The sequence below is a fragment of the Winogradskya humida genome (assembly GCF_016862215.1).
In the GTDB taxonomy this organism is placed as follows: Bacteria; Actinomycetota; Actinomycetes; order Mycobacteriales; family Micromonosporaceae; genus Actinoplanes; species Actinoplanes humidus.
The window spans coordinates 1-19,655 of record NZ_BOMN01000008.1; the positions used below are offsets into that span (position 1 = coordinate 1).

Here is a 19,655-nt window from a genome sequence, read left to right on the forward strand (position 1 = left end):
GGACCGGACGCTACGTCGGGTCGTCCCCGCGGTCGAGGGCATCCCACGCCGCGCGTGAGTTGACCGTCCCCTTCTCGTCCACGGCGGGCGCGGTCTTCGGCGACCGTTCGTAGCGAGCACCCATGCCCGGCCATTCATGACCGTGCCGCAGCGCCTCCCACCCGCCGGCGACCACCACAAGCCCTCCGACCGCGCAGAGCACCGCCCACACCGTGGCCGATCCCGTGCTCCCGCTGAGCCCGGCCCGCCCCGCCACCGCGGCCACCGCAATCCCGGCCCCGGCCAGCACCAGCAACCCCCCGAGCACCCGCCGAGCGACCCCGCGAGTCGCGAGCAGCGCCCCGGCACCGGCCAGCGCGACCAACGCCAGCCCCAGCACCAGCGGCGCCGACTCACTCCCGTCGAACTCATGCTTCCGGTCGAGCAGCCCGCCGCTCGTCGACACGGCCATCGTCCAGGTGCGGGTGATCCCCCACAACGCCAGCCCGGCCCCCGCCGCACAGAGCAACACGGTGAAAGCCAGCCGCCGCCCCTTCCCCGGCCCCGCCGCCCCATCAGGCCGCGCATCCACCGGACCCGCCGCTCCGTCAGGCCGCGCGTTCATCGAGCCCGCCCACTCATCGGGCCGCGCGCAGGGTCTCGGCGGCCGCGATCGCGGCGAGTACCGCGGCGGCCTTGTTCCTGGTCTCCTGCTCCTCGGCTGCCGGATCGGAGTCGGCGACGATCCCCGCACCCGCCCCGACGTAGGCCTTACCCGCCCGCATCAGCGCGGTCCGGATCGCAATCGCCATGTCCATGTCGCCGCCAAATCCGAAATATCCGACAGTGCCCCCGTAGAGCCCCCGCCGCACCGGCTCCAGGCTCTCGATGATCTCCATCGCGCGGACCTTGGGCGCCCCGGACAACGTCCCCGCCGGAAAAGTCGCGGCGAGCGCGTCGAACGCCGTCTGATCGTCCCGCAACTCCCCCACCACGGTCGACACGATGTGCATGACGTGGCTGTACCGCTCGATCCGCGCGAAGTCCGGCACCTCGACAGTGCCCGCCCGGCAGACCCGCCCGAGATCGTTACGCCCCAGGTCGACGAGCATCACGTGCTCGGCGCGCTCCTTCGGGTCCGCCAGCAGCTCGGCGGCCAGCGCGTTGTCCAGCTCCGGGGTCGCCCCGCGCCAGCGGGTGCCGGCGATGGGGTGCAGCAGCGCACGGCGTACCCCATCCTCGTCGGCAGTGACCTTGAGATGCGCCTCGGGTGACGAACCCACGATGTCAAAATCATCAAAGCGCAACAGATACATGTACGGGCTGGGGTTCGTCGCCCGCAGCACCCGGTAGACGTCCAGCGAGTCCGCGTCGGTCTCCCGTTCGAAGCGCTGAGCGACCACGATCTGGAAGCACTCCCCGGCCCGGATCGCCTCCTTCGCCGTCTCGACCGCCTTCTGATAGTCACCCGGCGCCGTCCGGCTGACCACGTCACCCGCCGCCACCCGTTCCACGGTGGAGATCATCGGTGGGGTCGGCCTGGAAAGCGAGCTGGTCATGGCATCAAGACGACCCACAGCCTGGTGGTACGCGGCCAGCGCCGCATCCCTGTCCGCACCCTCGGCCAGCACCGCGTTCGCGACCAGGAACGCCGACCCGTCGAAGTGATCGAGCACCACGAGGTCCGTCGCGAGCATCATGCCCAGCTCAGGCAGCGGCACGTCATCGGTCGCGGTGACGGGCAACCGCTCGAACCGGCGGATCAGGTCGTAGCTCAGATAGCCGACCATGCCCCCGGTCAACGGCGGCAGCTCGGTGCCCGTACCCGGATCATCGGGGGTGGTCAGGGCCGCAACAGTCTCCCGCAGGGCGACCACAGGATCACCATCGACTGGTACGCCCACCGGTGGCGTCCCCAGCCACGCCGCCTGCCCGTCCCGCTCGACCAGCGTGGCCACACTCCGCACGCCGATGAACGAATACCGTGACCAGGTCGCACCCCCGGCCCCCTGTTCGGCGGACTCGAGCAGGAACGTGCCCGGCCCCCCGGCCAGCTTGCGGTAGACCCCGATCGGCGTCTCCCCGTCAGCCAGCAACCGCCGCACCACCGGAACCACCCGGCGCCGCCCGGCCTGCTCGACAAAACCCGCCTCGTCCGGGACGACAGCGCCGCTGGTCACGCGTTCTCCTTGGTTACTGTGAGTTCGTTGGAGAAGCAGGTGTGCGTCCCCGTGTGACAGGCCGCCCCCACCTGATCAACGGTCACCAGCAGCGCATCCCCGTCACAGTCGAGCGCCACCGACCGCACGAACTGGTGATGCCCCGAAGTAGCACCCTTCACCCAATATTCCTGCCGGCTCCGCGACCAGTACGTCGCGTGCCCGGTCGTGAGCGTCCGGTGCAAAGCTTCGTCATCCATCCACGCGAGCATCAGCACATCACCGCTGTCATGCTCCCGGACGATGGCGGCAACAAGGCCGTCGCTGCTCCGACTGAGACGGGCGGCAATCGCCGGATCGAGGGAAGACGGACGCACGGGCTGGTTCTCGAGGTCACTGACTGGCACAGTCCCAGATTGTCCCGCATAGGTGGCGACCGTCCACACCCTGTGTCGCGTAACCCACGATCCGGTCACGGACCCGGACAGGGGGTGTGACCCCGGCGCTGGGAACGGTACCGTCGTCGTGCGCCGCGCCGGCCCCCGGCGCCCGCGCCCGTGTCCGCCGGCGCCCCCGACGGCCGCGCCGCCCCCGCGACGGGAGTCACGAGCAGATGGACCCGACGGCCACCAACGACGACGGGCACGCCCAGCCCGCCGACGACCGCTCCTGGCCGGCCCCGGACTTCCTCGCCCCACCCGCCCCGGCCGCCAGGCCCGCCCCGGGCTCAGCTCCGCTCCCGCCCACCAGGCCCGCACCGGGCTCAGCTCCGCTCCCGCCCACCAGGCCCGCGCCGGGCTCAGCTCCAGTCCCGGCCGCCAGGCCCGCACCGGAGGAAACCTCTCCCTGGTACGCAGGCAGCGACACCGGCTCCCTACCCACAGCCGCAGGCTCCTCAGGTTTCGGCAAATGGGCCTTCGACCGCCCCGTCTCCGCCCCCGCCAACCCCGGCCCCGCCGTGGCTGATGCTGCCGCTGCCGACCCTGCCGCCGGCCCTCCCGCAGCCCCCGAAACCGGCCCTGCTGCCCTCGGCCCGGTCTCCGGCCCCGGCGTTTACAACAGCCACCCAACAGGTCCTGCCGCATTCCCCCGCATCGCCGGAACAGCCCGCCCGGCCCCCATCCTCCCCGGCCCGTCAGGCTCCTTCCCCGCCTTCGAACGCCCCAAATCCCGCCCCACCCCCGAACCCCACCCCCCAGCGGACCCACCCCAGCCCATCCCCTCCCAGTCCACCTTCGGTCAGCCCACCCCTGGCCAGCCCGCTTCCGGTCAGCCTGCCGCCGGTCAGCCCGCCGCTGGTCAGCCCAACCCCGGCCAGCTGCACCCCGGCCTGGCCACCCCCGATCAGCGCACCTCCGGCCAAGCCACGCCGGACCAACTCACCCCCGGCCGAGCCAACCCGGACCAGTTCGTTCCCGGCCAGGCAGACCCGGACGAGTTCACTCCCGGGCAGCCCCGACTCCCCCGGGACCCGTTCCGCTCGGCCCTGCACACCCCCGAAACACCCCCCACTCAGGAATCACCCAGGCCGCGCCGCCTCTCCGACCAGTTCCCCTCGGACCGCTTCCGCGCCACGTTCGGCCCCGCGTCCCGCACCCCCCACGCAGCCGAACCCACCACCCCACCCCGCGCAGAAGACCACCCCACCGAAGAACCACCCGCGAACACCTGGCCCACCTCTCCTTCGGATGGCTGGGCCGGCACTTCGGATCGCAGGGCTGACACTTCGGATCGCGGGGCTGACACTTCGAATGGCTGGGCTGACACTTCGGATCGCGGGGAAGGCACTTCGGATCGTTGGGAAGGCTCTTCCGATCGCTGGGCCGGCTCTTCGGAGGGCCAGGCCGGCGACATCTCAGCCGCTGACGACCCCGGCGCAGCACGTCAGCCGGCTGATGACACTCCGGGTGACCGCTGGCCGGGTGACGAACCCGCGGCAGGGCGATCGGTTCCCTCGGCGCCCAGTGACCCACCGGCGCAGACCCCATCCCCCTGGGCGGTCAGCCCTCCGCCGTGGTCGGCCCGCAACACCCCTTGGTCACCGGGTACGCCGTGGGCGGCTGGCGCCACATCCTCCAACGCGGCACCCGAGCCATCGGCCACGCCCACTTCGGACAAATCACCCACTTCAGACGACGCGGACCGGGACGACGTGCGGAAAGCCGCCTCGCCCACAGCGGGTGGGCCACTGATCCCGGGTGACACCGCATCCGAGGAAGAATCGGAGCAGCAGGAGAACGCAGCAGGCAACGGCGACACGGAAATGGTGGCGCTCGGTTCGCGCAGGCCGGTGGACGGTCTGCCCGGCGGGGCTGTCAACGGATGGAACGACCAGGGAGGCTTCCCACCCTTGGAGACCAACGGACACCGCGTGAACGGCCACAGCCACGGCGACACCTCGCCGCGCAACGGCAGCGCCCCTGAGCCGGACCCCCGGCCTCAGCCGCGCACCAACCCGCTGGCGATGTCCCGCTCCCCCTTCACCCCGCCACCCCCGGAAACCCCGCCGCTGTACGCCCCCTCACCCTTCGCGATCCCCGGCAACCCCCCGGTCCCCGAGCCCCCGGCCACGGACCCGGACGCCGTACCCGCAGCGAGCAGCCCCGAGGACCACACCCCGGACGCCGCTCTCTCCTACGGGGAAGCCACCTTCGGCAGAGACCCGGACAACGACCTCTACGGCGAAAGCCTGACCGGCCGTAGCACCCCGTTCACCAGCGACGACCCGTTGTCCCCGGACTCCCCCCTGCCCACCGGCGACCCCCTGACCGGCGACTTCTTGGGCCCCGACACCCTCACCCCCAGCAGCGACGACCTCTACGGCGAACGCCTCACCGGCCGCAACCGCGCCTACCAACCCGACCCGGACCCCACCGAGACAGTCGGGCGCCGCCGCCAGCGCACCCCCGACGACCTCACCGACGTCCCCACCTGGCCGAACTCCCCAACCACCCCATCTGGCCAGTCCACCCCATCTGGCCAGTCCACCCCATCTGGCCAGTCCATCCCAGCCGGCCAGACCGGTCAGATGGGCGGGACCACCCAAGCCGGCGAGACCAGCCCGGCCACCTCCCGGCCCGAGGCCACCCCGCAGCAGACCGGCACCTACGCCGCGCGCGAAAACCTCGCCGCCACACCCGACGAACCCCCACCGCCCGCCGCCCCGATCTCGCACCCCGAAGACCGCCCGGTGGAGCCCCGCCCCATCTACTACGGCCACAACCCCTTCACCCCGGACACCCCAGCCCGCCCGATCACCGCCCCACCAGCCCACACGCCGCAGATCCAGACGCCGCAGATCCAGACGCCGCAGGTCCAGGCGCCGCAGGTCCAGGCGCCGCAGGGTGAAACGCCCCCGGGCGATGCCGCGGTCGTGCAGACGCCGACGGGTGAAGTCTCCACGGACCAGACGCACGTGGGCCAGACCTACACGGGGCAGACCTACACGGGCTCGACGGCTACGCATCCCGACCCGAGTGATTTGGGTGGCATCGCAGCTCAGGAGCCCTATTCGGCGAGTCGCTCGGTGTCGGGTCCGCCTGCTGCACCCCGGTCCATTCCGGGGTTGACTCCGCCTGCGGATCAGTTGCCCGGTCCCGTCCGGCCGGCCGGCGAACCGGAACCGGCTTCGGTCTGGGAGGCGCCCCGCCCGTCCGTGGACGCCGACCCCACGGCTGGAATCACCGGTTCGGCGAGGCCGATCCCAGGGCTGACCCCCACCGCCAAGCCGGTTTCGGCCGCGCCTGACCCGACCTTCGCGGACCTGCCCAGCGCGAGCAGCGCAACGCCCGCAGACCAGCTGGGCGCGAGCAGCGCAACGCCCGCGAACTTGCTGGCCGAGGATGGTGCGGCAAGTGCGCGGGAGTCGCTTGCTGATCTGCCGACTGTTCCTCAGGAGAGTTCTTCGGGTGGGCGGCGTCGTCGACGTGACAATGATGAGCCGGCCGCGGATTTCCTGGCCATGTGGCGGGCTGCGGATGACGCGCCGGCGCGCCGGCGGGCCGCCTGGGAGAGCGACGAAGCCGAACAAGCCACAACCGGCCACCCCGTAGCCGACCCGCCCGCAGCCGCTCAGGAGACAGCCGCCGAAGACAAAGCGTTCCCAGACAAGGCCGCCCCAGACAAGGCCGCCCCAGCCGAAGCCGCCCCGGACAAAGCCGATGAAGCCGCGATCGGTAAGGCCACGGTCGGCTCGGCTTCGGGAGCTGTTCCCGCAGACGGGGACAAGGACGAGAACGACGACCCGACCGGCGTGAGCGAGCTGGCAGACGCCGCCGGCACGGTCGAGGAAGCGGAAACAGCCGAGCACGGCGAAGTACCGGAGACCGACGACACGATCACCGGCGTGGCCGACACGGCTGAAGCCCCCACCGGCGACGGCGAGACCGTTGAGGTCATCGAGGTGATCGCGGAGCCCATTGACGGCGGGGGCACCGGGGAGCCTGCCTCGCAGTTGAGGCCGGGGGACGTCGGGGAGAGTGCGATCTCGTTCTGGGATCCCGCGGCCGGGCAGCAGTTCCGGGGTGAGTGGCACGAGGTGAAGGCTCAGTTCGTGGATGATCCGGTGGCGGCGCTGGGGCGGGCCCGGGATCTGCTGACCGAGGCGGTTCATGAGCTGACCGAGTCGATGCTGGCCGAGCGGGATGAGCTTGATCCGCTCCGGGAGACGTCGGCGCCGGACACCGAGAGCATGCGGATCGCCATGCGCGGCTACACCGAGTTCCTCGAGCGGATCCTTGCCCTCTGAGGGGTTGGTGTTCACGACGCGCGGGTCGGACTCACCGTGGGTCGACTCCGTGTGGACGTGTACGAGTGAGCAGGTCACGGCGATGACGTCTGTCGCCGGGGCGCGCTGGGGCCTGGTGTTCTGGGAGCGGGACGGCAGGGCGTACGCCTCCGGCACCGGCCCCGAGACCCGGACGGGTACGGCGCCGGTGCCGGAAGGCGCGACCTTCACCGGCATCGAGTTCGCCCTGGGCACCTCGCTGCGGGCCGTGCCGACGCCGGCCCTGGTCGACGGCGGCAAGACCGCTGACGTCGTTGCCGAGCTCGGCTACTTCGACGAGCCGCACCTGGCACGGGCGTTGCGCACCTACGTCGGCCGCACCGTCAGACAGCTGAGGGAGGGCGCAGGCGGCGCGATCGCCCTCGACCTCGGTCAGCGCCCGACGTCGTAGATCAGCAGCTCCTGGTAGTCGGCGTGGTCCGCCGAGCCGGGCCACACCGCCGCGAACGCCTCGTAGCTGCGCCGGCCGAACATCAGCGCGGTCGTGCCGGCGAGTTCCTCGCCCTTCAGTGACCCGGCCTCCGGGACGAACTCGAGGTCCTTGACCACCCACCCGCCGCTGCGATGGCCCTCCCCGGGGCCGCCGGGCGAGTCCACGACGCCGTCGAGCGACATGAACCCGGTGTAGACCAGCTTGCGCATAGGTGAGTCCCCTCAGGATCGGTTCGGCGAGTCCACGCTAGAACGCCGCCCGGCGAAAGTCTTGGACAGAACCGACACCGTGCCGCACAATTCATCCAGCGTTGAATTCAACGGCAAATGAATTCCAGGAGGAGCGATGGACCACGCTGTCGAGGTACGGAACCTCGTCGTCGATCGAGGCAAGCGCACAGTCCTGCACGACATCACCTGCGACATCCCCACGGGCAGCGTCACGGGCCTGCTCGGGCCCAGCGGCAGCGGTAAAACCACCCTGATCCGCTCGATAGTCGGCGTCCAGGTGATCAAAAGTGGCACAGTCACCGTCCTCGGCAGCCCCGCCGGAGAAAGCGCGCTGAGGCGTACGGTCGGCTACGTCACCCAGGCCCCGAGTGTCTACAGCGACCTGTCCGTCCTGGAGAACGCCCGCTACTTCGCCGCCCTGCACCACAGAACCGCAGCCGACGCAGAGCGGGCCATCACGGACGTCGGCCTCGGAACAGCGAAGAATCAGCTTGCAGGAAACCTGTCCGGCGGTCAGCGCAGCCGGGCCTCCCTGGCCTGCGCACTGATCGGCGACCCGAAGCTGCTGGTGCTGGACGAGCCGACCGTCGGCCAGGACCCGATCCTGCGGGCCGATCTGTGGGCGCAGTTCCACGCGCTCGCCGCAGCCGGCACCACACTGATCGTTTCCAGCCACGTCATGGACGAAGCCGGCCGCTGCGACCGCCTGCTCCTCATCCGCGAGGGCAGGCTGGTCGCCGATGACCCGCCCGCGGCGATCCGCGCGGCAGCCGGCACGGACGACCTCGAGCAGGCGTTCCTCACGCTGATCAAGGAGGCAAGCGCATGATCACCCTCGCCACGGCAGCACGGATCCTGCGCCAGTTGCGCCACGATCGGCGTACGGTCGGACTGTTGATCGTGGTCCCCGCGGCCCTGCTGGCCCTGCTCTATTTCATGTACGACGGGGCGCCGGCGTTCGATCGGGTGGCCCTGGTGATGCTCGGCGTGTTCCCGTTCGTGATCATGTTCCTCGTGACCAGCATCGCCATGCTGCGGGAGCGCACCAGCGGCACCCTCGAACGGCTGCTCACCACGCCGCTTCGCAAGCTGGATCTGCTGTTCGGCTACGGGCTCGCGTTCGGGCTGGCCGGTGCCGTGCAGGCGCTGGTCGCGGTCGCGGCGGCGCACTGGCTGTTCGGTCTCGAGACGCCGGCGGGCAGCGTGCTGGTCGCGGTTGTCGACGCGGTGCTCGGCATGGCGCTCGGGCTGCTGTGCAGTGCCTTCGCCCGCACCGAGTTCCAGGCCGTACAGTTCATCCCGGTGGTGGTCGCCCCGCAGTTGTTCCTCTGCGGGCTGTTCGTGCCGCGCGACGAGATGGCCGGCTGGCTGCAGGCGGTTTCGGACGTGCTACCCCTGACGTATGCCGTGAAGGCGCTCGCCGCCGCAACGGTGTGGCGCGACCTCGCGGTCGTGGCCGGAGCGGCGGTCCTCGCCCTCATCCTGGCGGCGGCAACCCTGAGGAGAAGGACCGGTTGATTGGTACGCCGTAGTGGCCGGCGCCCCGGCAATCAGGACACCCGGCAGTCCATCCTGGAGTCGGCCCGCACGGTCTTCGCCGAGCAGGGCTTCGACAAGGGTTCGATCCGGGCGATCGCCACGCAGGCCGAGGTGGATCCCGCGCTGGTGCACCACTATTTCGGCACCAAGGAGAAGCTCTTCCTGGCGACCATGGACGCGCCCGTCGACCCCGGCTCGCTGGTCACCGAGGCGCTTGACGGGCCCCGGGACGAGGCCGGCGTACGCCTGGTGCGGCTGGTCCTGTCCGTCTGGGACTCGCCGGCGGGGGTGGCGGCGCTGGCCATGCTGCGGTCGGCGATGAGCAACGAGTGGGCGGCCCGGCTCCTGCGCGAGTTCGTGGTCACGCAGATCCTGCGCCGCGCGGTCGCGCAGCTCGGGATCGACGAGCGTGAGGCGCCGCTGCGGTCCGCGCTGGTCGCCACGCAGATCGCGGGGCTGGCGGTGGTCCGCTACGTGCTCAAGGTGGAGCCGGTCGCGTCAGCCCCGGCCGAGCAGCTGGTAGCCACTGTCGGCCCGAACGTGCAGCGCTACCTGACGGGCGACCTGTAGAACCGGTCAGGCGGCCTCTTCCTCCTGGTGACCGCAGCGGTGGCAGAGCACCGGGTGCAGCAGGTGGGCAAGGTCGTGACGGTCGGTGACGGGGCGCGGGAACGCGAGCCGGGCGAGCCGGTCGCCGAGCCGGACCATGAACCCGTACCGGTCGAGGCGGACCACGCGGGGGTCGTCGCCGGGCCGGGCGGCCGGGCCGAGCTGACGCCGCACGTAGTCGGACATCTCCGCGACGTGGTGGTCGGAGAGGTCGGCGATCAGGTCGAACTCGATCGCGCGCAGCGGGTCCGGCAGGGCTTCGGCGTACTCGTCGGGGTCGACGTCCACGAGCACGTTGTTGCGTTCGTAGCGCACCTCGGCCACGTCCATGCGATGGATGACCTGGGTGTCCCCGACGTCGAGCAGGTCCGTGGCCGGGTCGGTCTCGGCGTAGTCGAGTGCCGCCTGGCGGGCCTCGGCACCCTCGAGGCGGGTGGCCCAGCCGGCGACCCAGATGCGGCCGAGCGGCGGTGCCCCGGTGACCGCTGGCACATCGGAAATATCGAGGACCAGCGCGGTGTCATCCACATCGGGTCCGGGGCGCAGTGCCGCGGTCAGCGCACCATCGCTGGGCGAGAGCAGCAGCACCCGGCCCTGGGCGTCGGTCACGTGCCGCACGGGGTGCGGTCCCGGGCGGCAGGCGATGTGCGCGGTGGCGGGCAGATGGCCGGCCGCAAGGGTTCGCGCGACCTCGGCATGGGTGGGCTGCATGTCAGGATCCTCCGGGCATCGGTTAGCCTTACCTTAGTAAGGCAAGGCTAACCGTAACACCCGTCCCGGAGGAATGAAGATCGCCCGTGAACAACTCCCGACCCAAGGCCCGGCTGTCGCGGGCTCTCGGCATTCCACTCACCCGTAAGTGCGTCAAGTACTTCGAGCGGCGCCCGTTCCCGCCCGGCGTGCACGGACGTGGCCGGCGTAAGGCGTCGGACTACCAGGTGCGACTGCTCGAGAAGCAGCGCCTGCGGCACCAGTACAACATCAGCGAGACCCAGATGCGGGCGGCGTACGACGAGGCGCAGCGCAAGGAGGGCAAGACCGGCGAGAACCTGGTCGCGTATCTGGAGAGCCGTCTCGACGCGACCGTCCAGCGCGCCGGTCTGGCCCGCACGATCTACCAGGCCCGCCAGCTCGTCGCGCACGGTCACTTCACCGTGGACGGCAAGAAGGTCGACCGCCCGTCGTACCGGCTCAAGCCCGGTCAGGTCGTCGAGGTCCGCGAGAGCAGCCGGCAGAAGCCGCCGTTCCAGATCGCTGCCACCGGCGCGCACCTGGACGGCCCGACCGCGCCGTACCTCTCCACCGTGGTCGAGGACCTGCGCACGACCGTGATCCGCAAGCCGCTGCGCTCCGAGGTCCCGGTCATCTGTGACGAGCAGCTCGTCGTCGAGTTCTACGCGCGCTGATCGCAATCTGTTGAGGGCCCCTCTTTAATGGTTGAAGGCTCGGCACAACGGCGTGCCGAGTCCTCAACGCGTTGAAAGGGGCCTTCAGCGCGTCTGCTCCAACCAGCTGGCGTACAAGCTGGCGTAGATAGAGCCCTCCTGCGCGACCAAAAGAGAGTGGGGCCCCCGCTGCACGACACGCCCGGCGTCCACCACGATCACCTCATCGGCTGACTCCGCGGTGGAGAGCCGGTGCGCGATGGCCACGGTCGTGCGCCCCCGCGTCACCGCGTCGAGGGCGTGTTGCAGCCGCACCTCGGTGGCAGGGTCGACGGCACTCGTGGCCTCGTCAAGAACAAGAAGATCAGGATCCGCAACGTACGCCCGGACGAGCGCGACCAGCTGCCTTTCGCCCACGCTCAACGCCTCCCCGCGCTCCCCCACCGGCGTGTCGAGCCGCTGCGGCAACCCGGCGAGCCAGTCCCCGAGCCCCAGCTCGACAAACGCCAGCTCGAGCTCGTCGTCGCTGAGCTCCGGACGCGCGAAGCGGATGTTCTCGGCGACGGTCGCGTCGAACAGGAAGCCGTCCTGCGGGACCATGACGACCCGCGACCGCAGCGAGTCGAACCGTACGGTCGTCAGTGGCGTGCCGCCGAGCAGCACCTCGCCGCCGGCCGGGTCCATGAGCCGGGTGAGCAGCTTGGCGAACGTGGTCTTGCCGCTGCCGGTCTCGCCGACCACCGCGACCTTGGTGCGCGCGGGAATCTCCAGGTCCACGCCGGAGAGCACGACCGGGCCGCCCGGGTAGCGGTAGGAGACGTCGGCGAAGCGCACCGACAGCGGGCCCGGCGGCAGCCCGACGCCGTTCTGGTCGGGGTCGGCGACGTCCGGGTCGATGTCGAGCACGTCGAGCACGCGCCGCCAGCCGGCGACCGCGTTCTGCGCCTCGTTGAGCACCTCGGTGGCGATCTGCACCGGCTGGATGAACAGCGTGACCAGGAACAGGAACGCCGTCAGCTTGCCGACGGTCAGCCCGCCGTCCACGCCCAGCAGCACCCCGACGACAACCACGGCCGACAACGCGAGCCCGGCGGCGATCTCCCCGGTGGAGAAGCTGGTGACACTGGTACGCAGTGCGCGCTGCTGCGCCGACCGCAGGTCGACGATCGCGGTGTCGAGCCGCTTCTCGGTGCGCCCGGCCACGCCGTAGGCCCGGATCACCGTGGCACCGACCACGCTCTCGGCGACCGCACCCAGCATGACGCCGGTGCGCTCGCGGACGATCCGGTAGACGCCTGCGAGCCGCTTCTGGAAGAGCCGGATCACGATCACGGCGGGCACGAACGCGGCGAAGACCACGAGGGTGAGCTGCCACGAGTAGACCAGCATGACGATCGTGGTGACCACGAGCTGGCCGCTGGTCATCAGCAGCATCACGCCGCCGGTCTGCAGGAACTGGGTGATCTGGTCGACGTCGCCGGTGACCCGCGAGGTCAGCGACCCGCGCCGCTCCGACTGCTGGTGCAGCATCGAGAGATCGTGGATGTGCCGGAACGTACGGGTACGCAGCGCGGCCAGCGCGGTCTCGCTCACCGTGAACAGCCGGCGCGTCATCCAGTAACCGGCGAGCGTGGAGACCGCGAGCAGCGCCAGCGTGAGCAGCACGATCACCGTGATGGTGCCCAGGTGCGGGCCGCCGGGCGCGCGGATGCCCCGGTCGATGCCCTGCTGGATGGCGATCGGCACGGCGACCCGCCCGGCCATCGAGACGAACGCGAGCACCAGCGTGCCGGCCAGCCCGGGCCGCAACTCGGGCGACAGCGCCACCCCGCGCCGCACGGTCGCGAGCATGCCCTCTTCAACGACGGCCGTGGTCACGCTGCGCTCACCTTGTCATGCCCTCCTGGCCCTTGCTTCGCTGCGGTGCAGTCGGTCATGACGGGACTTCCTCTACCAGCTCTTTTTTCTCGTACGCGGTGACGAGCCCCAGATAGCCTGGCTCCGAGGCCATGAGCTCGGCGTGTGTCCCCGTGGCGACGACCTTGCCGTCCTCCAGGTAGACCACCGAGTCGGCGAGCGCGATCGTGGCCCGCCGGTAGGCGACGACCAGGATCGACGCGCCGGCGTCGTGTCCCCGCAGCGACGCGAGGATGGCTGCCTCGACGCGCGGGTCGACTGCGCTGGTCGCGTCGTCGAGCACGAGCAGCCGGGGCCGCCCGGCCAGCGCGCGGGCCAGGGTGATCCGCTGACGCTGGCCGCCGGAGAGCGAGGTGCCCCGCTCGCCGACCGCGGTGTCGAGCCCGTCGGGCAGTTTGCTGACAAAGCCCTCGGCCTCGGCGAGCCGAAGCGCACGGTGCGCCGCGTCGTCGTCGATGTCCTCGCGGTCGAGGGTCACGTTGCCGCGGACGGTGTCGTCGAACACGAACGGCACCTGCGGGACCAGCGCGGACGTGCGCGCGAGGGCGGCGCCGCTGAGCTCGGGCAGTGGCACGCCGTCCACCGACACGTGACCGCTCGCCGGGTCGACCAGGCGCACGGCCAGGGACGCGATCGTGGACTTGCCGGAGCCGGTGGCGCCCACCAGTGCGACTGTCTGCCCCGCGGGCACGGTGAAAGTGATGTCGTGGAGAACGTCGGCGCTCCCCGCGTACGCAAAGGAGACCTGGTCGAAGTGCAGGGTGGCCGGGCCGGTCCCGGGGTTTCCGGCGTCGCCGTAGGCGAGGTCGCCGCTCGCGCCGAGAACGGCCTGGACCCGTTCCCACCCGGCGACGCTGCGCGGCAGCTCGCCGATCAGCCAGCCGATCGCCCGCACCGGGAAGGCCAGCACGGTGAACAGAAACGCGACGCTGACCAGCTCGGACACGGTGATCGCGCCCTGCTGCAGCCGCCACGCGCCGATCAGCAGCACCGCGAGGGTGCCGATGCTGGGTAGCGCGTCGAGCAGCGGGTCGAACAGGCCCCGCAGCCTGCCCACGGAGATCAGCGCGTCCCGCAGCTCGCTGACGTGCACCCGGAACCGCCGCGACTCGTCGGCCTCGCGACCCATGGTCTTGACCACCAGGGCGCCGTCGAAGCTCTCGTGCGCGACCGCGCTGACCTTGCCGCGCAGCTGCTGCGCCCGGATCTGCCGGGGCGACATGCTGCGCGAATAGGCCAGATTGAGCAGGAAGAGGGCGGGGAAGAGCAGCACGCCGATCAGCGCGAGCACCCAGTCGACGACGAAGAGCGAGACCACCGCGGCCAGGATCATCACGACCGTGCCGACCGCGAACGGCAACGGCGCGATCGGCGCGAACGCGGCCTCGACGTCGGAGTTGGCATTCGACAGCAGGGTGCCGGTGGCGTGCCGCTGATGCCACGCGGGCGGGAGCGCCAGGTAACGCCGCGTGACCGCACTGCGATAGCGGGCCTGCAGCCGGAACTGCATGAACCCTGCACCCAGCCGGCGCCCGTAGATGCTCGCGACCCGCAGCAGCGAGATCCCGATGAACGTCACCGCGATCAGCGCCAGCTCCCGCGCGCCCGCCCGGTGCTCGCTGAACGCCGGCACCACCACCCGGCCGATGACCGCGCCGACGACGTAGGAGTTGGCGATCACCAGCAGGCCGAACATGCTGCTGCCGGCAACGCCGATGGTGAAGAGCCGGGGCTCCGTGCGGATCGCCTGGCGCAGGACACGAAGGCCCCGGCCCAGCACGTCCTGGCTGGCCCTCGTGGTCACAGATTTCCCGCCCTGGGTAAGTCCCTGCCGGCCGAACCGGCCTTACCGGTCTATCCTGCCCAACCGCCCGTGTTAAGCCACGGGATTTACATTGTGTCCACGATTACACCGTTGCGCTGCCCCGCGCCACGTGGCCCGCGCGAGTTGGGTCACATGGATCTAGGATCATGAACATGACCGACCACGCGCGCGCCGAACGCCGACTGCTCGCCGACCTCCTCACCGAGATCGGCCCGGACGCCCCGACGTGCTGCACCGGCTGGGACACCCGCGACCTCGCCGCCCACCTGGTGGTCCGCGAGCGCCGCCCCGACGCCATCGCCGGCAACTTCATCACCCCGCTGGCCGGGCACGGCGAGCACATCCGCAAACAGACCGCGACCCGGCCGTACGACGAGATCATCGCGGAGCTGCGCACCCCGCCCTGGTGGAGCATGGTGAGCAACCCGGTCACCGACGAACTGGCCAACGGCATCGAGTTCTTCATCCACCACGAGGACGTCCGCCGCGCCCAGCCCGGCTGGGAGCCCCGCGACCTCACCCCCGAGCACCAGGGCTCGCTGTGGAAGGCCGCCAAGCTCACCTCCCGCATGGTCCTGCGCAAACACAAGCCGATCCGCGTCGAGTCCCCCGGCTTCGGCGTCTTCCAGGTCGGCGACGGCACCCCGGCCGCCACCCTCATCGGCCCGCCCGCCGAGCTGGTCCTCTTCCTCTCCGGCCGCCAGCCCCACGCCCGCATCGACATCACCGGCGACGAAAGCATCCGCACCGCCGACCTCAGCCACTGATCGGCCTTCCTGCCGCTACTTGGACTCGACGCGCCCCAGCCCCGCATCCACCTCGGCGAGATCCTCCGAGTAGAACGCATTACGCAGATACGCCGTCGTGACCCGCTGGATCAGCGCAACCCGCTCCGGGCTCTCGTCGGTCGTCTCCGCGGCCTCATAACCGACGATCCCGCCGAGCGAATGCTCCGCCCCGAAGACGGTCAGCAAGCTCTTGCGCCCCGGACTGAGCCGGTAAGGATCGGCCATCCATTCCGGACCCCGGTGAGACAACGGCGAATCATCCTTGTCACCCACCACCACCAGCGCCGGCGTCTCCATGCCCGCAAAATCCGGATTCATGAACGGGAAATGCTCAGCGGCAAACGGCGTCAGATCCGCCCCACCATTCCCCGCGGTAGCAAGCAACACACCGGCCTTGACCCGCTCATCACGATTGTCCTCGCCACCCCGCACCCGCAGCCCCAGCAGATTCCCCGCCGTCTGCCCGCCGAACGAATGCCCCGCCACCGCGATCCGCTCACGATCAACCCGCCCCGGAACCCTCTCCTCCAGCTCATCGAGCCGATCCAGAATAAGCTTCAGATCCCGAACCCGGAATCGCCAGATCTCCGGCGCACGCGGATCATCCGGCGCAAGCCCCACGGTCCGCGAGTCAAGATGCGTGGGCTGAACAACAACAAACCCCTGCGCCGCCCAATAATCCGCCAACGGCCCATAACCCTCCAACGAGGACCCATACCCGTGCGAAAAAACAATCAACGGCAACGCGCCCCCACCCACCGGCACCGAAATCCGCACCCGCAGATCCCCACCCCGCCCCGGCGCCGCAAGAACAACAGGCTTCACAGAAACAACTTCACTCATGCCCCCGACGCTACTAACCAAAAGACAGTAGGTACCTAGAAGAAAGTGATCATCCAGTGGCCCACACCACACCCCCTCGCGGCAACCTACGACCGAGGACACCATCTCCTTCCGACCCGGTATCCAATGCGGTAGTCTCTTCGGTGAACGCCCCGGGACCCGCCTCTGCTCACATGCGGCCCGGGGTAAAGCATTTTCAGGCCCCGGCTGGCCTTCCGCATGCTGCGACGCAGGCTACATCCAGGTTGACTTGAGACTAGTGGACGTTAGACTATCGCCAACTCGTAGTCACGCCCCGGCATCCCGCCAACCACGTCACCGCGTAGATGACGCCGCCGAAGCCTAGCGACGACTAATGTGACCGAACGTAAGGTTGCTCCAGCAACCAGCTGCCAGCATCACACGGAGGCATCAGTCCATGTATCTCCACCGCTTGCGCGTAAGCGGAGTGCGCGGCTTCCACGGTCGGCGCGAGGTGGACCTCGATTTGGAACTCAGACCCGCCGGCGAGGTCGTCGACAGGTATCGGGGCATGGTAGTTATTGCTGGACGCAATGGGTCAGGGAAGACAACGCTGCTCCGCGCCATTGCTGCCGTGCTGGCTGGCCCCGAAGTAGCGAACACTCTTACTGAAACCGAGCGCGAGTGGATAAGCCACGGGACTTCAGCGGCCGCCGTCGAGGCCACCATCGCGCTAACCATCAGCGCTTCGAGCTTCGGGGCTGCTCGCCCACAAGCTAGCGTCTTTCCCGCCCAGCTGTCCTGGGAGCGGACCGAAGGAGCTCGATCTCGCCCTCAGCCCCAGCCCCCGATTCAGCAAGATGCCTCGACGTCCCTGTGGTCGCCCAAGCCGACCGGATTCTTCGCTGCGGGTTACGGCCCGTTCCGGCGTTTGGCCGGCACGAGCGGCGAAGTCGCACGCTTGATGGCAGGCGACTGGACCGTGGCGCGCTTCGCCACGCTGTTCCGCGAGGAGGCGTCGCTGGCGGAGACTGTGCAGTGGCTACAGCAGGTCAACTATCGTGCCGCCTCGGGCCGCCAAAACTATGCTGAGCTGGAAGAGCACGTCGTCGGTATGCTGAACGACGGTCTCCTGCCGGACGGTTTCCAGATAGACCGGGTCGATCCGGACGGCCTCTGGATCCGGCGGAGTCCTGGGACCAGCCCGGCTATCAGGATCGAAGAGCTGAGTGACGGCTACCGAACAGTGACGGCCCTGGTCACCGATATTGTCCGGCAGATCAACGACTGCTTTGAAGGGCACATCGACTGGGCCGCGGACGGCAGCCCAGTGATCGAGGCCGCAGGGATCGTTCTCATCGACGAGATCGATGTCCATCTGCACGTGTCCTGGCAGAAACGGATCGCTCCGTGGCTGCTCGCGCACTTTCCCAACGTCCAGTTCATCGTCACGAGTCACAGCCCTTACATCTGCCAGAGCGCTTCGCCCGGTGGCCTCATACAGCTTCCCGGCCCGAACGATGAATTCCCACCCCGCGTCGCCGGCGAGGACCTCTTCCGCCGAGTAGTGAACGGAAGCGGCGACGACGCGGTACTCACGGAGCTTTTCGGGCTGGACTCACCATATTCAGAACGAGTCGATTCCTTGCGGAAGGCTTTGACCAACTTGGAGCGCCTCGCCATCCGCGAGCAGGCAAGCCCCGAAGACCTGCGGCGCCTCGCAGAACTGGCCGAGGAGCTATCGCCCTCGCCCAGCAGCCGGGTGCGGGACGTGCTGGGAGACGGCAGTTGATCCCCGTCGCTCGCCGCCCACTGCCTGCGGATCTGCTTGCCTCTCTGAGCGCAAGAACAAGGGAGATCGCGGCAAGCACGAACAAACGTGAGAAGGCTCGCGCCAGCTGGACCGGCTCAGGGCAGACCCGCCGAGCACTGAAGGCGGAACTCACAGGCATGTGTGCGCGACCGGCGTTCTGCATGTACTGCCACGAGAGCCGTGGCACTGACGTTGACCACTTTGTCCCTATGGCCAGGGATCCCTTGCTCACCTTCGAGTGGCGGAACCACCTTCTTGCCTGCGGCTACTGCAACCAGCAGGCCAAGAGGGAAGCCTTTCCGCTTGACCCGGCTGGGCACCCGCTGTTGCTCGACCCCACCGTCGACGATTCAGCTCACCACATGACTCTCGCGGCATCAGGTGAGTACATCGAACTGACGGAGCGGGGCACGGAAACTATCGCTGTGCTCAAACTCAACGACCGGAGCGAGTTGATTGAGGCACGGTATCGATCGTGGCGCGGCGTGATCAGGATCTTTGGACAAGCCGCCGGCAGCAAGGACCGCCTCGACATGGACGACGTCGAAGATCTCCGGTTTCTGCCGATTGTCGATGCCTTTCACCACTTCGCCCACGACGTCAGCGCTGGGCGCTTGCATCTGAAGGGCGTAGCAGCGGAGATAGCCGCCTATGGCGCGTACAACGTTCCTGTCCTGCGAATGATTTTTCCGATCTGCAACCTATTAAGCAAAGCTGTGACGGCAGCGCTGGTATTCTTGGGGCGTACGCCCCGGGACCCGCCTCTGCTTGCAAGCGACCCGGGGCAAAGTTGTTTCCGGACATCCCAGCACTGCCGGTCAGTCGTCCGAGCCGCCGCCGTTGCGCGATGCCAGGGCGGGCTGGCCGCCGGAGCAGGTGACCGTGAATTTGACCCGGTCGTGGTTGTCCGAGGTCGAGCGGAATTCGCCCTCGTTCCCCTGCTGCTCGTGCAGCGAGAAGCCGGGGCGCGGAGACATCGTGACGATCTCCGCCTGCCCGGCGGCGCATCGGGCCACGACCGTGCCCCCACGGGTGACAAGGGCCTTGCTCGCCACGCCCGGGGGACGGGAGACCGAGGGGGAAGTAGGAGGCGAGCCGGACGGGCTCGGGCTGCTGCCGACACCCTGAGAAGCCGACCGGCTGGCAGCTGGTTGCTCGCGGAGCAGCCTGTCGACGTCGGCGGCGCTCAACGGCTTGTTCTCGGGCGTGGTGAGCCCCGTGCCGATGACGCTGAGGGCCGCGATGCCGATCGCGACGGCCAGGATGGCGGCGCTGAGCCAGCCGGCTGCGGCGAGGAGCGTTCTGCGGTTCACCTGGTCGACTATGCCCGGGGGTTGGCTAAGGATGCCCCCCGGGGACGCTAAAGGAGGGTTAAGGGCGGCCGGGGT

The 19,655-nt window shown here is 69.6% G+C and carries 17 protein-coding genes and 1 pseudogene; 8 read left to right on the forward strand and 10 right to left on the reverse strand.

Annotation, left to right across the window (positions count from 1 at the left end; all coding sequences use genetic code 11):
- Nucleotides 1–10: 10 nt before the first annotated feature.
- Genes Ahu01nite_RS02125 through hisI form a run of 3 tightly spaced genes read right to left on the reverse strand, consistent with a single transcriptional unit; the run spans nt 11 to nt 2,545 of the window.
- Complete coding sequence (locus Ahu01nite_RS02125; protein WP_239158562.1) at nt 11–571, reverse strand: Trp biosynthesis-associated membrane protein; 561 nt, start codon at nt 569–571, stop codon at nt 11–13.
- A 46-nt stretch (nt 572–617) separates the two neighbouring features.
- Complete coding sequence (locus Ahu01nite_RS02130) at nt 618–2,159, reverse strand: anthranilate synthase component I (RefSeq protein ID WP_203834637.1); 1,542 nt, start codon at nt 2,157–2,159, stop codon at nt 618–620.
- Nucleotides 2,156–2,545 carry a phosphoribosyl-AMP cyclohydrolase gene (gene hisI, locus Ahu01nite_RS02135; RefSeq protein WP_239158568.1) on the reverse strand — a complete coding sequence of 130 codons (390 nt, stop codon included), beginning with the start codon at nt 2,543–2,545 and terminating at the stop codon, nt 2,156–2,158. The genes Ahu01nite_RS02130 and hisI overlap by 4 nt, the downstream gene beginning before the upstream one ends.
- Nucleotides 2,546–4,290: 1,745 nt before the next feature.
- On the opposite strand from hisI, the gene Ahu01nite_RS02140 reads away from it, so the two are divergent.
- Both Ahu01nite_RS02140 and Ahu01nite_RS02145 read left to right on the forward strand, forming a co-directional pair.
- Nucleotides 4,291–6,885 carry a hypothetical protein gene (locus Ahu01nite_RS02140; protein WP_203834639.1) on the forward strand — a complete coding sequence of 865 codons (2,595 nt, stop codon included), beginning with the start codon at nt 4,291–4,293 and terminating at the stop codon, nt 6,883–6,885.
- Nucleotides 6,875–7,315 (forward strand): hypothetical protein, encoded by a 441-nt coding sequence (locus Ahu01nite_RS02145; protein ID WP_203834640.1) that lies wholly within the window; start codon nt 6,875–6,877, stop codon nt 7,313–7,315. The genes Ahu01nite_RS02140 and Ahu01nite_RS02145 overlap by 11 nt, the downstream gene beginning before the upstream one ends.
- Here Ahu01nite_RS02145 and Ahu01nite_RS02150 read toward each other — a convergent pair.
- Nucleotides 7,306–7,566: pseudogene (locus tag Ahu01nite_RS02150) on the reverse strand (dihydrofolate reductase family protein); the annotation flags it as partial. The gene Ahu01nite_RS02145 and the pseudogene Ahu01nite_RS02150 sit on opposite strands and share 10 nt — an antisense overlap.
- 136 nt (nt 7,567–7,702) lie before the next feature.
- On the opposite strand from Ahu01nite_RS02150, the gene Ahu01nite_RS02155 reads away from it, so the two are divergent.
- From Ahu01nite_RS02155 to Ahu01nite_RS02165, 3 genes are read left to right on the forward strand one after another with little or no spacing between them, the layout of a single operon-like run.
- Entirely contained in the window at nt 7,703–8,416 is a 714-nt protein-coding gene (locus Ahu01nite_RS02155) for an ABC transporter ATP-binding protein (RefSeq protein ID WP_203834641.1), read from the forward strand.
- Nucleotides 8,413–9,105, forward strand: a complete 693-nt coding sequence (locus Ahu01nite_RS02160) for an ABC transporter permease (protein WP_203834642.1) — start codon at nt 8,413–8,415, stop codon at nt 9,103–9,105. Before Ahu01nite_RS02155 ends, Ahu01nite_RS02160 begins: the two co-directional genes overlap by 4 nt.
- Nucleotides 9,106–9,696, forward strand: a complete 591-nt coding sequence (locus Ahu01nite_RS02165) for a TetR/AcrR family transcriptional regulator (protein WP_203834643.1) — start codon at nt 9,106–9,108, stop codon at nt 9,694–9,696.
- 6 nt (nt 9,697–9,702) lie between these two features.
- Here Ahu01nite_RS02165 and Ahu01nite_RS02170 read toward each other — a convergent pair whose 3' ends face one another.
- Nucleotides 9,703–10,446, reverse strand: coding sequence for a DUF2470 domain-containing protein (locus Ahu01nite_RS02170; RefSeq protein WP_203834644.1), 744 nt, complete (start codon nt 10,444–10,446; stop codon nt 9,703–9,705).
- Nucleotides 10,447–10,532: 86 nt separating this feature from the next.
- Between Ahu01nite_RS02170 and rpsD the strand changes: the two genes are divergently transcribed.
- Nucleotides 10,533–11,141 (forward strand): 30S ribosomal protein S4, encoded by a 609-nt coding sequence (rpsD, locus tag Ahu01nite_RS02175; protein WP_203834645.1) that lies wholly within the window; start codon nt 10,533–10,535, stop codon nt 11,139–11,141.
- 84 nt (nt 11,142–11,225) lie between these two features.
- Here rpsD and Ahu01nite_RS02180 read toward each other — a convergent pair whose 3' ends face one another.
- Both Ahu01nite_RS02180 and Ahu01nite_RS02185 read right to left on the reverse strand, forming a co-directional pair.
- Nucleotides 11,226–12,971 (reverse strand): ABC transporter ATP-binding protein, encoded by a 1,746-nt coding sequence (locus Ahu01nite_RS02180; RefSeq protein WP_203834699.1) that lies wholly within the window; start codon nt 12,969–12,971, stop codon nt 11,226–11,228.
- Between the two features lie 82 nt (nt 12,972–13,053).
- Complete coding sequence (locus tag Ahu01nite_RS02185; protein ID WP_203834646.1) at nt 13,054–14,841, reverse strand: ABC transporter ATP-binding protein; 1,788 nt, start codon at nt 14,839–14,841, stop codon at nt 13,054–13,056.
- Between the two features lie 173 nt (nt 14,842–15,014).
- Between Ahu01nite_RS02185 and Ahu01nite_RS02190 the strand changes: the two genes are divergently transcribed.
- On the forward strand, nt 15,015–15,629 hold the full coding sequence (locus Ahu01nite_RS02190; RefSeq protein WP_203834647.1) for a TIGR03085 family metal-binding protein: 615 nt from the start codon (nt 15,015–15,017) through the stop codon (nt 15,627–15,629).
- Between the two features lie 15 nt (nt 15,630–15,644).
- On the opposite strand, the gene Ahu01nite_RS02195 is transcribed toward Ahu01nite_RS02190, so the two are convergent.
- Nucleotides 15,645–16,493, reverse strand: coding sequence for an alpha/beta hydrolase family protein (locus Ahu01nite_RS02195; protein ID WP_203834648.1), 849 nt, complete (start codon nt 16,491–16,493; stop codon nt 15,645–15,647).
- Nucleotides 16,494–16,911: 418 nt separating this feature from the next.
- On the opposite strand from Ahu01nite_RS02195, the gene Ahu01nite_RS02200 reads away from it, so the two are divergent.
- The gene (locus tag Ahu01nite_RS02200) at nt 16,912–18,246 is read left to right on the forward strand and encodes an AAA family ATPase (RefSeq protein WP_203834649.1); all 1,335 of its coding nucleotides are present in this window, start codon (nt 16,912–16,914) and stop codon (nt 18,244–18,246) included.
- Between the two features lie 398 nt (nt 18,247–18,644).
- On the opposite strand, the gene Ahu01nite_RS02205 is transcribed toward Ahu01nite_RS02200, so the two are convergent.
- Together Ahu01nite_RS02205 and Ahu01nite_RS02210 are read right to left on the reverse strand one after the other, a co-directional pair.
- A complete protein-coding gene (locus Ahu01nite_RS02205) occupies nt 18,645–18,863 on the reverse strand; it encodes a hypothetical protein (protein ID WP_203834650.1) in 219 nt (72 codons plus the stop codon).
- 222 nt (nt 18,864–19,085) lie between these two features.
- Nucleotides 19,086–19,580: a hypothetical protein gene (locus tag Ahu01nite_RS02210; protein ID WP_203834651.1), complete on the reverse strand. Its 495-nt coding sequence runs from the start codon at nt 19,578–19,580 to the stop codon at nt 19,086–19,088.
- Nucleotides 19,581–19,655: the final 75 nt, after the last annotated feature.

Excerpts from the sequence above, each read along its gene's own strand:
- Ahu01nite_RS02200 (WP_203834649.1), top strand. The coding sequence starts at position 16,912 with ATGTATCTCCACCGCTTGCGCGTAAGCGGAGTGCGCGGCTTCCACGGT.
- Ahu01nite_RS02160 (WP_203834642.1), top strand. The coding sequence starts at position 8,413 with ATGATCACCCTCGCCACGGCAGCACGGATCCTGCGCCAGTTGCGCCAC.
- Ahu01nite_RS02155 (WP_203834641.1), top strand. The coding sequence starts at position 7,703 with ATGGACCACGCTGTCGAGGTACGGAACCTCGTCGTCGATCGAGGCAAG.
- Ahu01nite_RS02180 (WP_203834699.1), bottom strand. The coding sequence starts at position 12,971 with ATGCTCGCGACCGTGCGGCGCGGGGTGGCGCTGTCGCCCGAGTTGCGG.
- Ahu01nite_RS02190 (WP_203834647.1), top strand. The coding sequence starts at position 15,015 with ATGACCGACCACGCGCGCGCCGAACGCCGACTGCTCGCCGACCTCCTC.
- Ahu01nite_RS02170 (WP_203834644.1), bottom strand. The coding sequence starts at position 10,446 with ATGCAGCCCACCCATGCCGAGGTCGCGCGAACCCTTGCGGCCGGCCAT.
- Ahu01nite_RS02195 (WP_203834648.1), bottom strand. The coding sequence starts at position 16,493 with ATGAGTGAAGTTGTTTCTGTGAAGCCTGTTGTTCTTGCGGCGCCGGGG.